This is a genomic window from Dolichospermum sp. UHCC 0260 (assembly GCF_009711985.1).
In the GTDB taxonomy this organism is placed as follows: Bacteria; Cyanobacteriota; Cyanobacteriia; order Cyanobacteriales; family Nostocaceae; genus Dolichospermum; species Dolichospermum lemmermannii.
The window spans coordinates 27,114-43,841 of sequence record NZ_VIKZ01000028.1; the positions used below are offsets into that span (position 1 = coordinate 27,114).

Consider the following 16,728-nt stretch of genomic DNA (forward strand, 5'->3'; position numbering starts at 1 on the left):
ATGTTATTCCTGATACTTACAAATATATTTTCCTGAAATTTGAGGTGCAAAACAAGTTAATGTTTGATGATTCTCCCAATCAAATTTTCCAGTCATTATGCGATATTGCCAGTAATATCCAGATTAAACCTAATTTTTGTATTTACCATCCCCATTATCAACCTTTTGCTTTACCCGCGAATATAGCAAATAGGTTTCAACAAAATCCACCTTCTTTAAAACAGAAGTATTTGAACATACTGCTGAGAAATTTTCTCTATGGAATTTATTATAATGGTTCACTGCAAACAGTCTTAGCTGCAAATAATAATAATTGCCAATCTCAGGTAAATTTCCTAGAAAATAATAGTTTAGGTGTAGATGAAAATTTCTATGAACAACTACATCATAGCAATCATGGTACAGGCCATTATGAACCCAATTGGCAGATTTTGAGAATTGAACCTGATGGTAGTATGGCTGTGATTAAGGACGGATTAACCTTATATATTGAGCCAGAATGTTATCTACAACCCCGGAAAAAGTTGCCCAAAGTGGGGGAATTAATAGCAATATGGATGCCTAAAAATCGCTTGCAAAATGGCTGTTATGTGGCAGTTAGCAATATAGGAATAGAAAACCAAAATGCAGAAAATGCTGATTTAGGAGGAGGACGAATTTATTTTAATTTTACGTCAACAGGGGCAATTGCTATTATGGAGAGCCTAACCCAAGCCTTAAATAATGCGGCTATTGCCTTTAGTTTTCAGGTTCTTTATAATCCCGCAGCTTATGGGCGTTATGATGCCGGAGTGCTGCATTTTGAATGCCAAGATTACCCGACAATTCGGACTATTCTTCAAGATATTTATCAAGAACATCAAGCTTATTTTCAGCCAGAAATTCCCTTATTTACTAAATTTTTAGCACCGGGGTTAGGGTTAGCAGAAGAACCAAATCAAAAATTTGCTCCTCAAGAAAGTTTTGGGATGAATCGTTGTCAAATTGTGGCCAATGCGTTGTTAGAATCTTGGCAAAAGGGTAAAAATGCCCTGGAGGAACGGATAGAAGTTATTAATCAACACTTTGCCCAAAATTTAGTTGATATGCAGCATCCTTATCTTAATCCTAGTTCTGAGGATATTTATCAGCCTATGAACTACCCCATCTTACTTCGTTGAAGATGGGGTTTCTAGGTCCCCTTAAACTCAGTGGCGATACCTCAACTACTGAAAGGATAATTTCCCAATTGCGCGGGAAACATCCAGGACACACAGACAGATGGTATATCGAAAAAGCAATTTTTGACTGGGAACGCGATAAAGGACGTTAAGTAGGTGAACACAATAAAAATAAATAATAGCAAGTCTGGTGACTATATAGGTATGGAACGGGTCATTAAAAGTGGGATTGGTTGGCGCATAGGTTGGAATCCAGTTGCACCAGAATTTACAGGATTAGTCGGTACAGAAGATTGGGCGATAGAATTAACGGAAGCAGAATTAAACGAATTTTGTCGCCTTTTTAATCAGCTTGCAGATACGATGAAGCATCTAAGTACGGAGTTGATGGACGATGAAAAAATTGCCTGTGAAGCCGAAAGCGATTTATTATGGATGGAGGTGGAAGGTTATCCTTGTGCCTACAATCTCCGCTTCATCCTCAATACAGGAAGGGGGACAGAAGGTAAATGGGTTGCTTCAGCCGTGTCAGAATTGTTGCAAGCAATCAGAATGCTCAAGCCATCAGCCTGAGTACGGATCTATCGGCACGAGTTGGTAAATTTATAATAGCATATTTGCGAAGTTAGGATTAAGTTGTGCGTTTTGAGGAGATTTTCTCTACTTTTAGGAATTATTAATTGCTCATTAATCCAGTTCTATCCGTAAACAACGTTCAACGGCCAATTCCTAATTACCAATTACTAATCCCTGTGTTAGATTGGGCATACTTGATATATATTTTTTCCTTTGACACAGCCGCCATTATGGTAATTACAAAAAGTAAACTGGTTTTGAGTGCTACGGTGGTAACGCTTTCTACAATCGCCGTTACTGGTCTGGGTATTCACTCAATTGGTAAGGCTTCATTTAAAGATAGTCACAAGGATTTGGTAGATGAAGTTTGGCAAAATATTTACTACCGATATGTAGATGGCACTTTTAATCAGGTAGATTGGCAAGCTGTTCGCAAGGAATATTTAAGCAAGTCCTATACTGATGATAAAGCGGCCTATAAGTCCATTCGGGAAATGCTGAAAAAGCTGGAAGATCCTTACACCCGGTTTATGGACCCAGAGGAATTCAAGAATATGCAAGTTGATACCTCTGGTGAACTTACGGGTATTGGTATCACTATCAGTCAGGATGAAAAAACTAAACAACTGGTTGTAATTGCTCCCATTGAAGATACACCAGCATTTAAAGCCGGTATTTTAGCTAAAGATATTATTCTCGAAATTGATGGTAAAAACGCCAAAGGTATGGATACTAATGATGCAGTATCCCTAATTCGTGGACAATCAGGCAGCAAGGTGAGGTTGACAATTCTGCGGAATGGTCAGAAAAAAGAATTTAATATTCAACGAGCGCGCATTGAAATTCATCCTGTCCGCTTTTCGGAAAAGAAAACTCCAGCGGGGAATCTTGGCTATATTCGCTTGAATCAATTCAGTGCTAATGCCAGCAAGGAAATGAAAAATGCTATTCAAAGTTTAGAAGCTAAAAAGGTTTCTGGATATGTTTTAGATTTACGTGGTAATCCTGGAGGGCTGTTATACGCGAGTATAGAAATTGCTCAAATGTGGATGAATAAAGGCACGATTGTCTTTACTATTGACCGCCAAGGTACACAAGATAAACAAGTTGCCAATGGCAAGGCTTTAACTGATAAACCTTTGATGATATTAGTAGATAAAGGGTCAGCTAGTGCTAGTGAAATTCTTTCTGGGGCATTGCAAGATAATAAACGAGCGACTTTAGTTGGAAATCAAACTTTTGGTAAAGGTTTAGTCCAGTCTGTACAACCTTTAAAATCTGGCGCTGGTTTGGCTGTAACTATTGCTAAATATCATACTCCTAGCGGTAAAGATATTAATAAACACGGTATTGATCCAGATGTGAAGGTAGAATTAACTGATGCCCAACGTCAAAAGTTATGGTTAGGCGGAAGGGATAAATTAGCGACTCTTGAAGATCCTCAATTTGCTAAGGCTGTGGAATTGTTAGGTAAAAAATCGGCTCAAAACACCAATACAATTCAGCAGAATTAAATGATTTCTTCAGCCATTACCAAGAAACCTGGCTTTTAATTCTTCTAATTCTTTATCTATGGGATTATTGCTAGGAGATTGTGGTTGAGAATTAGGGTTTTGTGGTTGGGGTTTACCACCTGTAAATTGAGTTTTTAGTTCTTGTAATTCTTTCTCGATTTGGGTGGAAGTTCTAACCACAGCGGGAGGTTGAGACGTGGGTGGAGTTATTTGTTTGGGTGGTAAAGATGATGGTTGAAAATTCAAATCTTTGATCACTTCATCAACTGTTTGGTAGCGGTGACTGGGGACGGTTTCTACCATTTTGTCAATGATTCGGCTCAATTCTTGACTCACAGGAGTTTTTAGATATTGTCCCCATATCCAAGCTGCGTTATGGGTATCGTAGGAGTCAAAAGGCGATCGCTCTGTTAACAGATTAATACAAGTTACCCCTAAACTATAGATATCACTGGCGAAAAGTGCCTTCCCGCGCATTTGTTCCGGGGCGACATATTCGAGACTACCTATACTGGTTCCCGTGCGGTTTAGGGCTGTTTCTGTGGCGGATTTCGCTGCCCCAAAATCAACTATAACTAATTTGCGATCGCTATTGCGACGAATGATATTTTCTGGTTTAATGTCTCGATGTATAACTCGTTTACCATGACAAAATTGCAGCACTGACAATAAATCATGCAGTAATTGTCGAATCTGCGTTTCATTGAAAGCCCCATTTTGTTCTAATTCTTGGTGTAAATTTAGTCCATTAATAAATTCCTGAACTAAATACTGTCTGTCATCTTGGTTACAATATGCCAAAAGTGCAGGAATTTGGGAATGTTGTCCCAATTCATCCAACTGAACAGCCTCTTGATTAAATAATTCTACTGCCTTTTGTACCGTATTTGTCCCTTGGGATTGGGGGAAAAATTGCTTAATTACACAGGGTGGCTTTGAGGGTTTATCCTCATCTACAGCGAGAAAGGTTCTACCAAAACCACCTTGTCCGATAGGTTTAATAGCGCGGTAACGTTCTTTTAGGAATAATTTCGTCCCACAGGTTTGACAAAACTTAACATCATCAGTGTTTTCTGGGTGAGAACAATGGGGATTAAGACAATAACTCATAAATAAATAAATGATACTTGTCTTTATTGTGCCTTATGCTTGTAAAAACGTGGTTATTAACTTTTATTTTATTTTTAAGTAATGTTAAGAGATTTTTTTAATGCTACTTCCACCTGATTAAATAGATCAGATGGTAAAATTCCTATTCTTTTGTGAAAAACTGAATTATGGACAGTAGCAATTTTATCAGCCCTAATCAATGATGTTTTTTTTAGTCCTGTTTTTATGAAGTCAGTGTGTGTCTCTGACATTAATACCCAATTTTCACTTAAATCATCAGTGGGAACTTTGGAAAAAATACCCAATATAATAAATTCTTCTCGATGAACTGATAAAATAAGGGCTGGTCTTAATTTTGTAGCAGTTAAATCGCTAAAAGGGAAACGGACTAACCAGATTTCTAAAGATTTAGGCTTCATCATTATAAATATCTTCTTCTGGGTCATTCCACTCCTGAAATCCAGTTTCTGCAAGCTGCATCATTGTTAATATATTACCATTATCTGCAAGCTTCATTTTAGATGTAAAAGCTTCTATTTCTAGAATTTTTGATTCTTGATTTAAAATTCTCTCTTCTAATTCTTTAATTGGATTTGCTAATGTTTGGTGGCTTTCTTCAACTGCAATAACTGCATTGCTAACAGGGTTAGTCATAAGTTGAGATGATTGCTGGTTTTGGATAACTGGTTTAACTTTTGCACTTTGAAAACTATTTTCATCTTTGGGTATCCCTGTAAAAGATTTGATTGTTTCAGGAGTTAAAGACCTAATTAATTCAGGATTATCTTGAATCCTTAAAATTAGTTCTGGTTGTATTTCATCTTCGGGAATACCTGTACAAGATTCGATTACTGTAGGAGTTAAAGATTTGATGTATTCAGGATTATTTTTAATCTGAGCTAAAATTACTTCTGTCATCATTTGGAACTGCATTTGGAACTGAAATTTTCTTTCTGCTTCTACTGCTTCTATTCGTGCTTCTTCTAGTTTTTTATCCTTCAATATTTGCTGATTAAGAAATGCTTTAATCACAGAACCTTCCGCTACAAATGCAATCTGAGGATGTAGAGATTCAAAAGCAAAAATTATCTGATCTTTATAGCCCTGATCATTCTCGCATATCCAGACCGCCATCAACCTTTTACCCCGAATTAATGAAGTCGCTAATTGATTATTACCAATATTACCATCAGCATGAAAAGGGGGATGGGGATTTTTTTTAGTAGGTTTTTTGGTATTTTTTTCTATTTTTACGTCAATTTCATCAGTATCAACAAGAGGAGATAGAGTTATCCATGTAATCTTATGTTCTGTATCTTCAAAATAAAGTTTAACTTGATCAAGACAAAGTTCATCACCTTCAAATTCTTGATCTTCATTAGTTGATACTCCTAGTAGAGTTTGTCCAATAGGAAATTCATTGATTACCATATTTATCACGCTTTTTCCTGGCTTGTTTAAGAATTTTAATAGCAGTTTCCGCGTCTGTATCTCCCTTAGCAGCTAAATTAGCTAACTCTGCCACCCTAATATTCTGATAATCGCTGCGTAATTGACTAACCTGTCCTTGTCCTCCACCACGTTCACGAATAGCATCAGCAATGAAGTTATCTTTAATATTAACAAGATTGCCAAGTTTTTTCAGTCCACCAGGTGTGAGTTGAACTTCCCCCTGTTCATCCATTGAGTAAATGCGAGATTAAATTATATAATTTGAGTATCTAAGTCCTTATCTTAACATTTTTCCATCAAAACTAGGTATAAACATCTAAAAACCCGATCAAGGTTGACCGGGTTCTAGTGAATTTGCAGGTTTCAAATGATTAAAGTAAGTAAGTGATTGTAAGTTACTAAGGGTGGACTTTCTAAAACGCAAACACAGCATCTCTACGTCTTTCCGCTCTGGGATTTGGCTTCGCCATCTTATCTAAAGTTTGGCTAGTTGCCACTTTATGATCAATAATGCTGTACTTGTGGGGCTAATGACGGGGGACACTAGATCAATTGCCCTTTCTCTTAGTTGGTTTCTTCTTAACTTGGTGTCCTATGGATTTAATATATCATTTCATTTTGGATGTGGAATATGTTCTTTACATTTATTAACAAATAGGTGGAAAGGAAGAAGAGTAAAATAAAATCGATATTTACCGTTATTCAAAATTACAAACTGTTGTAAAATGTCGTCAGAATTCCCAATTGGTAGTAAAGTCCGTGTGGTATCATTGCCACCTTATGTCAAAACCGCTGACCCAATGCCTATGTTACGTCCTGCTGATGTAATTTATGTTGGTGAGGAAGGTATAGTTCTTGACCGTCGCCCTGGTGGTTATTGGGGTATACGCTTGACTAGAGGCGCTTTTCTTATAGATAGCCAATACATTGAGAGTATCGAAAAACCACTAGAAAACCAGTCAGATTCAGAATAGCGGCTAACAAGAATGTAAACTTATATTAAGTTATATTTCTGGTGAAGACTATGATTTCGCGCCGCACTTTTATTAGCATTCTATTTGCCACTTGCTTGGCTGTTATCAGTTGGTTGAATTTTACCCCTCCTGCTCAAGCTTTAGGTGGTATATTACCGGCAATTGATCAACCTGCACCTGAATTTACCTTACCAACTAATACGGGGAATGGTGAGGTTTCCCTGGCTGATTTCCGGGGTAAGTGGGTGGTTCTCTATTTCTACCCGAAAGATTTTACCTCCGGTTGTACTATTGAAGCAAGACGGTTTCAGCAAGATCTACCTAAGTACATTGAGAAAAATACTGAAATTATTGGTATCAGTGCTGATGATATTGATTCCCATGCAGAATTTTGTGATTCAGAAGGGTTAAAATTTCCTTTGTTAGCTGATACTAAGGGTGAAGTTAGTAAAGCTTATGGTTCTTGGATAGGTGTTGTCTCTATGCGCCATAGTTTTATTATTGATCCTCAAGGGATATTAAGAGCAACTTTTGTGGGAGTTAATCCGAGTATTCACAGTACGGAAGTTTTAGCAAAGTTAACAAAATTGCAATCTGCTGTTTTTTAAAATAAGTTTTCACTCTGTCTCTCTGCGGTGAAAAGGTTTTTTATCTAACCACAGAGGCACAGAGAACACAGAGAGAAGGAGGTTATACTAAATTAAGATGAAGCTCCATAGAATAAGATTTCAAAAATAATTAAACGCAGATAAACGCAGATGAACGCAGATGAATTTATGAATTTTATAGGAGTGCTAATTTTTTTATGAATCATGATCCTTATATTGTTAAACCAGGTGATCAAATTTCTTTGGTAAAGGACTATAACCCAGGTTATAAATGTGAGTTTCACCAAAAAGGTGATGCGGTGAAAAAATTAAAGGTAGGTATTTTACAATTAGCGAAATATCAAGATATTCTTTATGCTCAAAATACCTATTCTTTATTGATTATTTTTCAAGCAATGGATGCTGCTGGTAAAGATAGTACGATTAAACACGTGATGTCTGGCGTTAATCCTCAAGGATGTCAGGTATTTAGTTTTAAATCACCGAGTGAAGAAGAGCTAGATCATGATTATTTATGGCGTTCAATGAAGTCTTTGCCAGAAAGGGGAAGAATTGGCATTTTTAATCGTTCATATTATGAAGAATTACTCATAGTCCGTGTCCATCCAGAAATTCTTAAAAAACAACAATTACCCAATTTTCCTCAAGATAATCATATATGGAAACAGCGATTTGAGGAAATTAATAATTTTGAAAAATACTTGTTCAATAATGGGGTAATTGTCCTCAAGTTTTTTCTAAATGTTTCAAAATCGGTGCAAAAAAGACGGTTTTTAGAACGGATTGAATCACCGGAGAAAAATTGGAAACTTTCTGTTAGTGATGTTCGGGAAAGGGCTTTTTGGGATGATTATATGGATGCCTATGAGCAGGTGTTTAACCATACAAGTACAGAATTTGCACCTTGGTATATTGTTCCTGCTGATCGTAAATGGTTTACACGCTTAGTGGTAGCAGATATTATTTGCCAAAAATTGCAGGAATTAAATTTGCAATATCCGCAAATGAGTGAAGAACATAAACAGCAATTATTAGCAGCCAAAAAAACTTTAGAAGCAGAAAATTAGTGAATTAAAAGATCCTGTGTAGAGACGTTCCATGGGTAGGGATTCTCGGCTCTACATTTTTGTCCCCAAATGCTTATTTGGAAAGTTCTATACGTCTGTGGATACAGGGAATGAATTGAAAATTTTGATATTTTAAGGATGGGGGAAACTATAATCTTCAAGATAAATATGCCAAATCTTCCTAACTTTGATATTGTGGCTTTAGCGGCTTCTGCTGGGGGGTTGACGGCGTTAATTGAGGTACTTTCACATTTACCCGCAGATTTCAAAGCAGCAATTGTGATTGTTCAACATTTAGATCCTCGTCATCCATCTCTCATGGCAGAAATTCTCAGTCGTCGGACTCTACTGAAAGTAGTACAGGCAAAACAAGGAGACAAACTCACACCCGGGACTGTTTATATTGCTCCTCCTAATAATCATTTGTTGGTGAATAGTGATGGTACAGCCTCTTTATCGCAGTCGGAAATGGTGCATTTTCTCCGTCCTTCGGCAGATTTATTGTTTGAATCTCTGGCTGGAAGTTATAAAGAAAGAGCGATCGCTGTTGTCCTCACAGGAACTGGCAGTGATGGGGCAATGGGAGTAGAAGCAATTCAAAAAATGGGTGGGACGGTAATTGCCCAAGATGAAAAAAGTGCTGAATTTCCAGGAATGCCGTCCGCAGCAATTAAGACTGGGAATGTAGATTTTATCCTCCCTTTAGCAGAAATTTCTTCAGCTTTGCTAACTTTGGTGATGCCTCATCCTGATTTGTAATCTATTACCAATTTAGTTTATTACAAAAAATTGACTATAATAACATAGATACCCGACTTCTTTGAGAAGTCGAGTATCTGGGGGGATCTGGTGATTCTGTATCTCTATAACGTAGTTCATTTATTAGAGGATGTTTTAAAAGTTTTTAATGTGTAAACAGACCCCTCTCCAAACCTCTCCCCTACCAGGGGAGAGGCTTTAAAACCCCCATTCCCTTGTAGGGAAGGGGGGAAGGGGGGTTAGGTTTTTGGAGATTATGGGTTTCATATAATACTTTTCAAACAACCTCTTAGCAAAATCATGATTTATTTTATGAATGTCCCACAGAAAGACCCTGATTTTGAAAACCTCCTCGAATATTTGCGAATCAACCGAGGCTTTGATTTCACAGGTTATAAACGTTCAACTTTAATGCGCCGTGTTACTAAAGAAATGGAGACTTTAAATATAGATACTTTTGTCAATTATCAAGATTATTTAGAAGTTCATCCAGATGAGTTTAAAAATTTATTTAATACTATTTTAATTAACGTCACCGCTTTTTTTAGAGATGCTTCAGCGTGGGAATATTTAGCTAAAGAAGTTATTCCTAATATCATCAAAAATAAACAACCAGATCAACAGATTCGATTTTGGAGTGCTGGTTGTGCTTCTGGGCAAGAAGCTTACACTTTAGCAATAATAATAGCGGAAATATTGGGAATAGAAGAGTTTCGTAATCGGGTAAAAATCTACGCAACAGATGTAGATGAAGAATCTCTCGTTCAAGCTCGTCAAGCTAGTTATTCAAGCAAAAATATTGATGAAGTCCCGTCAGAATTACGCGATAAATATTTTGATATAGTCAATAAAAATTATGTTTTTCGCCAAGATTTGCGTCGTTGTGTAATTTTTGGTCGTCATGATTTACTTCAAGATGCCCCGATTTCTCGGTTAGATTTATTGATTTGTCGCAATACCTTAATGTATTTTAATTCGGAAACCCAAGGAAAGATTATCAATCGCTTTCATTTTGCTCTTAATGATCATGGCTATCTGTTTTTAGGAAAAGCAGAAATGCTAGTTATGCACTCTAATTTATTTATCCCTATAGATTTAAAAGACCGTGTATTTGAAAAAGTAGCTTTAGGAAACTTCCGCAGTCGTCAACTAGTTATGAACAATTTAGAAAATCAAGAATCAACTACTGATTTGTCTCAAGAAATACGCATTAGAGATTTGGCTTTTGATACAGCATCTAGCGCCCAAGTTGTAGTAGATAATAATGGCATATTAATTATGATTAATGAACAAGCTCGTAATTTATTTGGTCTGACAATAAAGGATTTAAATCGCCCTTTTCAGGATTTAGAATTATCCTATAGACCTGTGGAATTACGCTCAGTAATTGAGCAAGTATATAATGAACGTCATCCGATTATACTCACAAATGTTGAACGTTATCAGTCTAATTCAGAAATTCAAAATTTAGATGTGCGGGTTATTCCTTTACAAGATAATAATCAAATTATTCTGGGTGTAACAGTTACGTTTAATGATGTCACCCGTTATCTGAAACTCCAGACAGCATTACAACTTTCTCGACAGGAACTAGAAACAACCAATGAAGAATTGCAATCAACTAATGAAGAGCTAGAAACAACCAATGAAGAATTACAATCTACCAATGAAGAATTAGAAACAACCAATGAAGAATTGCAATCAACAAATCAAGAAATGGAGACAATGAATGAAGAACTGCAATCGGCTAATGAGGAGTTACAAACAATTAATCATGAATTAAGCGATCGCACCAGTGAACTTGACCAAAGTAATATTTTTCTTTCTTCTATTTTAGGCTGTCTGCAAATGGGAATGGTAGTCTTAGATAATAACTTGAATATTTTAATTTGGAATCATACAGTTGAAGATATGTGGGGTTTACACAGTGAGGAAGTAGTTCATAAATCTTGGTTTAGCTTGGATATTGGTTTACCTGTAGAAAAATTGCGAAATCCAATTCGTGATATTATGTCCGGTAAAAAGAAGTTCCAGGAAATACTCCTTAATGGCACTAATCGTCGCGGCAGACAAATCCAATGTTATATTGCCTGTAGTCCCCTAATGAATGAAACAGTAAAAGGTGTTATTATCATGATGACAGATATTGAAAAAATCAACAGTATGATTTCTCCAACAAAAATTGAAGAAAGACAACGGGAAGGATAATTGTCAGTGGTCAGGAGTTAGAATATATAATCTTAGTTTTTAATTGTTAATTTTGAATTTTTAATTGTTGATCTATGTCTATAATTATTGCTGGAGAACGGAGTGGAGTCGGGAAAACAACAGTTACACTTACCCTATTAGCATCTTTACGTCGTCGTGGTGTGAAAGTACAATCTTTCAAAGTCGGACCCGATTATATTGATCCTATGTTTCATCAATATGTAACTGGTCTTCCTTGTCGAAATTTAGATGCTGTACTAACCTCAGAAAATTATATTCAAAAATGCTTTAACCATCATTCTCCGCAAAGTGAATATACTTTAGTTGAAGGTGTAATGGGTTTATTTGATGGTATTGGTCAGTTAGCAAATACAAATGGAAAAACAGACTTTGCAAGTACAGCGCACGTTGCCAGATTATTAGATATCCCCATCATCTTAGTCATAGATTGTAGTCGCTTATCGGGTTCAGTAGCGGCAATTGCACACGGTTATTGTTCTTTAGATAGTAGAATTAAAGTTGCTGGTTTAGTATTAAATCGGGTGGGAAGTGATCGACATTTATCATTATTAAAAACTTCCCTTGCACCTTTACAATTACCCATACTTGGTGTTTTAAGAAGACAAGATAACATTACCATTCCTGACCGTCATCTGGGTTTAATTCCCACTTCAGAACTACCAGAATTAGATCAGATAATTAATAGTTTAGCAGATATAGGTGATACTTACTTTGATTGGGACAAACTTCTACCACTTTTAAAATCATCATCTTCCCCAATTCCCAATTCTCAATTACCAATTACCAATTCCTCAGTAAAAATTGCTGTAGCGCGAGATCAAGCCTTTAATTTTTACTATCAAGATAACTTAGATCTACTAGAAGAATTAGGAGCAGAATTAGTATTTTGGAGTCCATTAAATGATGATCAATTACCAAAAGATATCCAAGGAATGTATTTTGGTGGAGGGTTTCCTGAAGTATTCGCACAACAATTAGCTGCAAATATTAGCCTAATTCAAGCAGTCAAAAATTCAATTTCAGCAGGAATACCCACAATTGCTGAATGTGGAGGATTGATGTATTTGTGTGAGCAAATTATTGACTTTGACGGTAACTCTTGGCCAATGGTGGGAATATTACCCACTCATGCACAAATGGATAAAAGATTAACATTAGGATATCGTCGCGCGGTAATTTTAGAAAATACTTTTTTACTTGATAGCAATAAACATATTTTTGGCCATGAATTTCATCGTTCTCATTTAATCACTAATTCTCCCCAACCATTATTTAATACCTATCGCTATGATTGTGATGAAAATACAGGTTTTGAAGGTTGGTATTTACCTAATGTTCATGCTTCCTATATTCATCAACATTGGGGAGAAAGTAGAGAAATACCTCAAAGATTTATTCAAGAATGTTTAAAATCCTAGTTAAAAATGACATTAAATGTTTTAGAAATGAAAACTATTAGAGTTTTTATAGGCTGTTTGGGTTTGTGGCTATTCTTAGATATAGCTGCTCATTTGGGTGCGGAAATTTTTTGGTTTCAGGAAGTTGGTTATCTAGAAGTATTTCTACAAAGATTGTTAACTCAGGGGAGTTTATGGTTATTTATTGTGAGTTTGAGTGCCATTTACTTGTTAGGAAATCTCACTTTAGCTGAAAGGTTAAAATATCCCCCTTTTCCTAATTCTAGTCCGATACAGGAAATAAAAATTAGTCGCAAATTAACCACTTTTCTTAGTCCTCAGTATCCCACAAATAATCAATCTCCTCAATGGCATAATTATACCAATAAAATTAAATTGCGATGGCTTTTACCTCTAATCCTAGGATTAATTTTTTTGATGTGTTTAGTGTTAGCACAATATGGAGAAATTGCCCTCTCTTATTGGCCAGGGAAAGTTAATCAATCCAGTTTATCAGTGCCACTGCTATTGCGAGTAGATATAATTTTGCAGTTGGGAAAACAGATAATTTCTCAACCTTTGTATTTAGGATTATTTGGGGGATTGTCCATGGCTATATTAATTTATAGCAAATTCTTCCTCAGAGCGATCGCTATTATTTTTAGTCTCAGTTTGGGCTGGATAATGTCTCAATATTGGTCAAAAATTCTCTTATCTTTTCATCCTATTTCCTTTGATCATTCTGAACCATTATTTGGCAAAGATATCAGTTTTTATATTTTCCATCTGCCGATCTGGGAACTCTTAGGATTTTGGTTAATAGGATTATCTCTATATGGTTTTATTAGCGTTATTCTCACCTATTTATTATCAGCTAATAGCTTCAGAGAAGCTATTTTTCCAGGATTTTCTTCTCCACAAATGCGCCATTTATTGGGCTTATCTGGCTGTTTAATGTTAGTAGTATCTTTAAATTATTGGCTGAGTCGTTATCAACTGCTTTACTCGGTTCGTGGAGTGAGTTATGGAGCTAGTTATACTGATGTTAAAGCCCAATTACCAGCAGATACAATATTATATATTTTATCGGTAGCTATAGCCTTATATTTATTGTGGTTAACTGTATTTTGGCAACAAAAATCCTCACATCATCGCTGGGCAATTTATACATTAGGTATGTATATAACTTTTATATTAATCGGTAATTTTATTTTACCTATGGCTGTACAAAGTTTTATTGTTGAGCCAAATGAATTACAAAAAGAACAACCTTATATAATGCGAAATATTGACCTAACTCGTCAAGCATTTAATTTAGATGTCATTGATTCTCAAATATTTAACCCCACAGGAAAACTCACAGAAGCAGATATTAAAGCTAATGAATTAACAATTAAAAATATTCGGCTTTGGGATCAAGAACCATTATTAAAAACCAATCGTCAATTACAACAAATTCGTCCTTATTATCAATTCCCTGATGCTGATATTGATAGATATTTAATTAAAAATAACGGGACTCAAGAAAAACAACAGGTACTAATTGCAGCGAGAGAATTAAATTATCCAGATGTTCCTCTCCCCGCACAAACATGGGTAAACCAAAATATGATTTATACTCATGGTTATGGCTTCACTATGAGTCCAGTTAATACCGTTGCTGCTGCTGGATTACCAGAATATTTTGTCAAAGATATTAGCCAAAATGGTAGCGTCTTAAATACTTCTAATGCCAATATTCGTGCCAGTATTCCCATCGGACAACCCCGAATTTATTATGGAGAAATTAGTAATACTCATGTTATGACTGGGACAAAAGTTAAAGAATTAGATTATCCCAGTGGCAGCGATAATGTTTATAATACCTATGATGGATTAGGTGGTATTCATATCAACTCTCTATGGAAAAGATGGCTATTTTCTATATATTTAAAAGATTGGAAAATGGTATTTACCAGAGATTTTTTGCCAGAAACTAAAGTATTATTACGACGAAATATTAACCAACGAATTCAAACTATTGCCCCTTTTTTAAAATTCGATAGTGATCCTTATTTAGTTGCGGTAGATGCCCATATAGATGGTAAAAATCAACAATTTCCTGGCCAAGAAAATTATCTTTATTGGATAGTTGATGCTTACACCACAAGCGATCGCTATCCTTACTCAGACACAGGTAAAAATAGTATTAACTATATCCGTAATTCCGTCAAAGTCGTTATTGATGCTAATAACGGTACAGTCAGATTTTACATTGCCGATGCCGCCGATCCATTGATTACAGCTTGGTCAAAAATATTTCCCAAAATGTTTCAACCACTGAGGAATTTACCAGTCAATCTCCGCAGTCATCTCCGTTATCCAGTAGATTATTTCAAAATTCAATCTGAACGCTTAATGATCTACCACATGACAGATCCTCAAGTATTTTATAACAGAGAAGATCAATGGCAAATTCCCAATGAAATCTATGACAACGAAAGCCGTAAAGTTGAACCCTACTATTTAATAACCAGTCTCCCCAACGTCTCCTTTGAAGAATTCATCCTCTTACTTCCCTACACACCCAAACAACGCACCAATTTAATCGCTTGGTTAGCAGCACGTTCTGATGGCGAAAATTATGGCAAATTACTATTATATAACTTTCCTAAAGAACGCTTAATTTATGGACAAGAACAAATTGAAGCCAGAATAAATCAAGATCCAGTTATTTCTCAACAAATTTCTCTGTGGAATCGTCAAGGTTCAAGAGTAATTCAAGGTAATCTGTTAATAGTTCCCATTGAGCAATCATTACTATATGTTGAACCAATTTATTTAGAAGCCACACAAAATAGTTTACCAACATTAGTAAGAGTAGTTGTAGCCTATGAAAATCGCATCATCATGGCACCCACCTTAGAACAAGCACTACAAGGAATCTTTCAACCAGAAATTGCACCACCAACAACTATCATTCGTCCCCTGTAGGGGCAATGATCCTGTGCTTACCCCAAAACCCTATCAGGGCAACCACGAGGGTTTACCCCTACCATTAAATTAATAGACATCTCCGGTAATTAAATGTGCGTGGTTTGAAACCCTTGTACAGACGTTCTATAGAACGTCTCTACATTCATTTTCGGAGAGGTCTAATGTATCGGTCTTCTAGAAATTCAAAAATTTAAACAACTATTACAATACTGTATTTTTAATATCCACCTACCACTTCAGGTATATATTCACATAATAAAAAACAAAACTATTGACAGAGATAACTAATCTTTACTTTTGCTAAACCTATAATCAGAAGCTATATACAGCTTTACCTAAACAAATCCTAGACTTAAATTAAAAGTTTGAAAATTCAACATCAGTCACAATTAAAACAGACTTTATATTGAGGGGTTTGCCACTTGGTTCTGTCACACTTGTTAATTAAGAACCATTATAGATTATTAAGGAAAATAAGATGTATATAGAGCAGGTATTGGGAAATACACTCATGGCCGACAATACCAATTTGTCCATTGCTCAAAGTGCAGTTCAACAAGAAAAAGTCCAAGTCCAATATCACAACATCCAAATACCAGATTTAGCACTATCTTTAGCTCCTCTGGGATTTATTTTTGTTTGGGCTATGTTTCTCCTACTTTTTCATAAAATCCGCACCAATACAGATGATCGGGTATGCGTGAAAAGTAAAATTCTACAAAAAGTTCCCTGTAAAAAATGTCAATTTTTTGCCAATAACCATTATTTAAAATGTGCTGTCAAACCTGATTCTGTTCTCACAGAAGCAGCCATAGACTGTTCTGAATACGTACCTAAAAAAGTTGGCTTTTCCCATAAAAATTTATTTCGCTAAATACCATATCCCCGACTTATTAAAAAAGTCGG

The 16,728-nt window shown here is 35.8% G+C and carries 15 protein-coding genes; 11 read left to right on the forward strand and 4 right to left on the reverse strand.

Features of this window, described 5'->3' with window-relative positions:
- Positions 1-59 precede the first annotated feature (59 nt).
- The 3 genes from FJR08_RS12635 (at position 60) to ctpC (ending at position 3,250) form a co-directional block, all read left to right on the forward strand.
- A complete protein-coding gene (locus FJR08_RS12635; RefSeq protein ID WP_168633409.1) occupies positions 60-1,160 on the forward strand; it encodes a T3SS effector HopA1 family protein in 1,101 nt (366 codons plus the stop codon).
- A 204-nt stretch (positions 1,161-1,364) separates the two neighbouring features.
- The gene (locus FJR08_RS12640) at positions 1,365-1,733 is read left to right on the forward strand and encodes a DUF1818 family protein (protein ID WP_148765577.1); all 369 of its coding nucleotides are present in this window, start codon (positions 1,365-1,367) and stop codon (positions 1,731-1,733) included.
- 233 nt (positions 1,734-1,966) lie between these two features.
- On the forward strand, positions 1,967-3,250 hold the full coding sequence (gene ctpC, locus FJR08_RS12645; RefSeq protein WP_015080332.1) for a carboxyl-terminal processing protease CtpC: 1,284 nt from the start codon (positions 1,967-1,969) through the stop codon (positions 3,248-3,250).
- A gap of 9 nt (positions 3,251-3,259) precedes the next feature.
- Here ctpC and FJR08_RS12650 read toward each other — a convergent pair whose 3' ends face one another.
- From FJR08_RS12650 to FJR08_RS12665, 4 genes are all read right to left on the reverse strand, one after another.
- A complete protein-coding gene (locus FJR08_RS12650; RefSeq protein ID WP_168633395.1) occupies positions 3,260-4,360 on the reverse strand; it encodes a serine/threonine-protein kinase in 1,101 nt (366 codons plus the stop codon).
- 74 nt (positions 4,361-4,434) lie between these two features.
- Positions 4,435-4,806 (reverse strand): type II toxin-antitoxin system PemK/MazF family toxin, encoded by a 372-nt coding sequence (locus FJR08_RS12655; RefSeq protein ID WP_254435748.1) that lies wholly within the window; start codon positions 4,804-4,806, stop codon positions 4,435-4,437.
- Positions 4,769-5,791, reverse strand: a complete 1,023-nt coding sequence (locus FJR08_RS22985) for a DUF6334 family protein (protein ID WP_174783084.1) — start codon at positions 5,789-5,791, stop codon at positions 4,769-4,771. The genes FJR08_RS12655 and FJR08_RS22985 overlap by 38 nt, the downstream gene beginning before the upstream one ends.
- A complete protein-coding gene (locus tag FJR08_RS12665; RefSeq protein ID WP_168633397.1) occupies positions 5,778-6,044 on the reverse strand; it encodes a hypothetical protein in 267 nt (88 codons plus the stop codon). The genes FJR08_RS22985 and FJR08_RS12665 overlap by 14 nt, the downstream gene beginning before the upstream one ends.
- Before the next feature lie 493 nt (positions 6,045-6,537).
- Here FJR08_RS12665 and sipA point away from each other — a divergent pair, with 493 nt between their 5' ends.
- From sipA to FJR08_RS12705, 8 genes are all read left to right on the forward strand, one after another.
- Positions 6,538-6,786 (forward strand): regulatory protein SipA, encoded by a 249-nt coding sequence (gene sipA, locus FJR08_RS12670; RefSeq protein WP_015080334.1) that lies wholly within the window; start codon positions 6,538-6,540, stop codon positions 6,784-6,786.
- Positions 6,787-6,836: 50 nt separating this feature from the next.
- Positions 6,837-7,394 carry a peroxiredoxin gene (locus FJR08_RS12675; protein WP_168633398.1) on the forward strand — a complete coding sequence of 186 codons (558 nt, stop codon included), beginning with the start codon at positions 6,837-6,839 and terminating at the stop codon, positions 7,392-7,394.
- 197 nt (positions 7,395-7,591) lie between these two features.
- On the forward strand, positions 7,592-8,461 hold the full coding sequence (locus FJR08_RS12680; RefSeq protein ID WP_168633399.1) for a polyphosphate kinase 2 family protein: 870 nt from the start codon (positions 7,592-7,594) through the stop codon (positions 8,459-8,461).
- A gap of 168 nt (positions 8,462-8,629) precedes the next feature.
- Positions 8,630-9,220, forward strand: a complete 591-nt coding sequence (locus FJR08_RS12685; RefSeq protein ID WP_254435749.1) for a chemotaxis protein CheB — start codon at positions 8,630-8,632, stop codon at positions 9,218-9,220.
- Positions 9,221-9,532: 312 nt separating this feature from the next.
- Positions 9,533-11,428: a CheR family methyltransferase gene (locus tag FJR08_RS12690; RefSeq protein ID WP_168633411.1), complete on the forward strand. Its 1,896-nt coding sequence runs from the start codon at positions 9,533-9,535 to the stop codon at positions 11,426-11,428.
- 74 nt (positions 11,429-11,502) lie between these two features.
- A complete protein-coding gene (locus FJR08_RS12695; RefSeq protein WP_168633401.1) occupies positions 11,503-12,867 on the forward strand; it encodes a cobyrinate a,c-diamide synthase in 1,365 nt (454 codons plus the stop codon).
- A 6-nt stretch (positions 12,868-12,873) separates the two neighbouring features.
- The gene (locus tag FJR08_RS12700; RefSeq protein ID WP_168633402.1) at positions 12,874-15,819 is read left to right on the forward strand and encodes a UPF0182 family protein; all 2,946 of its coding nucleotides are present in this window, start codon (positions 12,874-12,876) and stop codon (positions 15,817-15,819) included.
- A gap of 481 nt (positions 15,820-16,300) precedes the next feature.
- Complete coding sequence (locus tag FJR08_RS12705) at positions 16,301-16,696, forward strand: hypothetical protein (RefSeq protein ID WP_168633403.1); 396 nt, start codon at positions 16,301-16,303, stop codon at positions 16,694-16,696.
- Positions 16,697-16,728 lie beyond the last annotated feature (32 nt).

What these genes read in the sequence shown, in the direction of transcription:
- FJR08_RS12635 (WP_168633409.1), top strand. Translation starts at nt 60, where the DNA reads ATGTTTGATGATTCTCCCAATCAAATTTTCCAGTCATTATGCGATATT.
- FJR08_RS12640 (WP_148765577.1), top strand. Translation starts at nt 1,365, where the DNA reads ATGGAACGGGTCATTAAAAGTGGGATTGGTTGGCGCATAGGTTGGAAT.
- ctpC (WP_015080332.1), top strand. Translation starts at nt 1,967, where the DNA reads ATGGTAATTACAAAAAGTAAACTGGTTTTGAGTGCTACGGTGGTAACG.
- FJR08_RS12650 (WP_168633395.1), bottom strand. Translation starts at nt 4,360, where the DNA reads ATGAGTTATTGTCTTAATCCCCATTGTTCTCACCCAGAAAACACTGAT.
- FJR08_RS12655 (WP_254435748.1), bottom strand. Translation starts at nt 4,806, where the DNA reads ATGACCCAGAAGAAGATATTTATAATGATGAAGCCTAAATCTTTAGAA.
- FJR08_RS22985 (WP_174783084.1), bottom strand. Translation starts at nt 5,791, where the DNA reads ATGGTAATCAATGAATTTCCTATTGGACAAACTCTACTAGGAGTATCA.
- FJR08_RS12665 (WP_168633397.1), bottom strand. Translation starts at nt 6,044, where the DNA reads ATGGATGAACAGGGGGAAGTTCAACTCACACCTGGTGGACTGAAAAAA.
- sipA (WP_015080334.1), top strand. Translation starts at nt 6,538, where the DNA reads ATGTCGTCAGAATTCCCAATTGGTAGTAAAGTCCGTGTGGTATCATTG.
- FJR08_RS12675 (WP_168633398.1), top strand. Translation starts at nt 6,837, where the DNA reads ATGATTTCGCGCCGCACTTTTATTAGCATTCTATTTGCCACTTGCTTG.
- FJR08_RS12680 (WP_168633399.1), top strand. Translation starts at nt 7,592, where the DNA reads ATGAATCATGATCCTTATATTGTTAAACCAGGTGATCAAATTTCTTTG.
- FJR08_RS12685 (WP_254435749.1), top strand. Translation starts at nt 8,630, where the DNA reads ATGCCAAATCTTCCTAACTTTGATATTGTGGCTTTAGCGGCTTCTGCT.
- FJR08_RS12690 (WP_168633411.1), top strand. Translation starts at nt 9,533, where the DNA reads ATGAATGTCCCACAGAAAGACCCTGATTTTGAAAACCTCCTCGAATAT.
- FJR08_RS12695 (WP_168633401.1), top strand. Translation starts at nt 11,503, where the DNA reads ATGTCTATAATTATTGCTGGAGAACGGAGTGGAGTCGGGAAAACAACA.
- FJR08_RS12700 (WP_168633402.1), top strand. Translation starts at nt 12,874, where the DNA reads ATGACATTAAATGTTTTAGAAATGAAAACTATTAGAGTTTTTATAGGC.
- FJR08_RS12705 (WP_168633403.1), top strand. Translation starts at nt 16,301, where the DNA reads ATGTATATAGAGCAGGTATTGGGAAATACACTCATGGCCGACAATACC.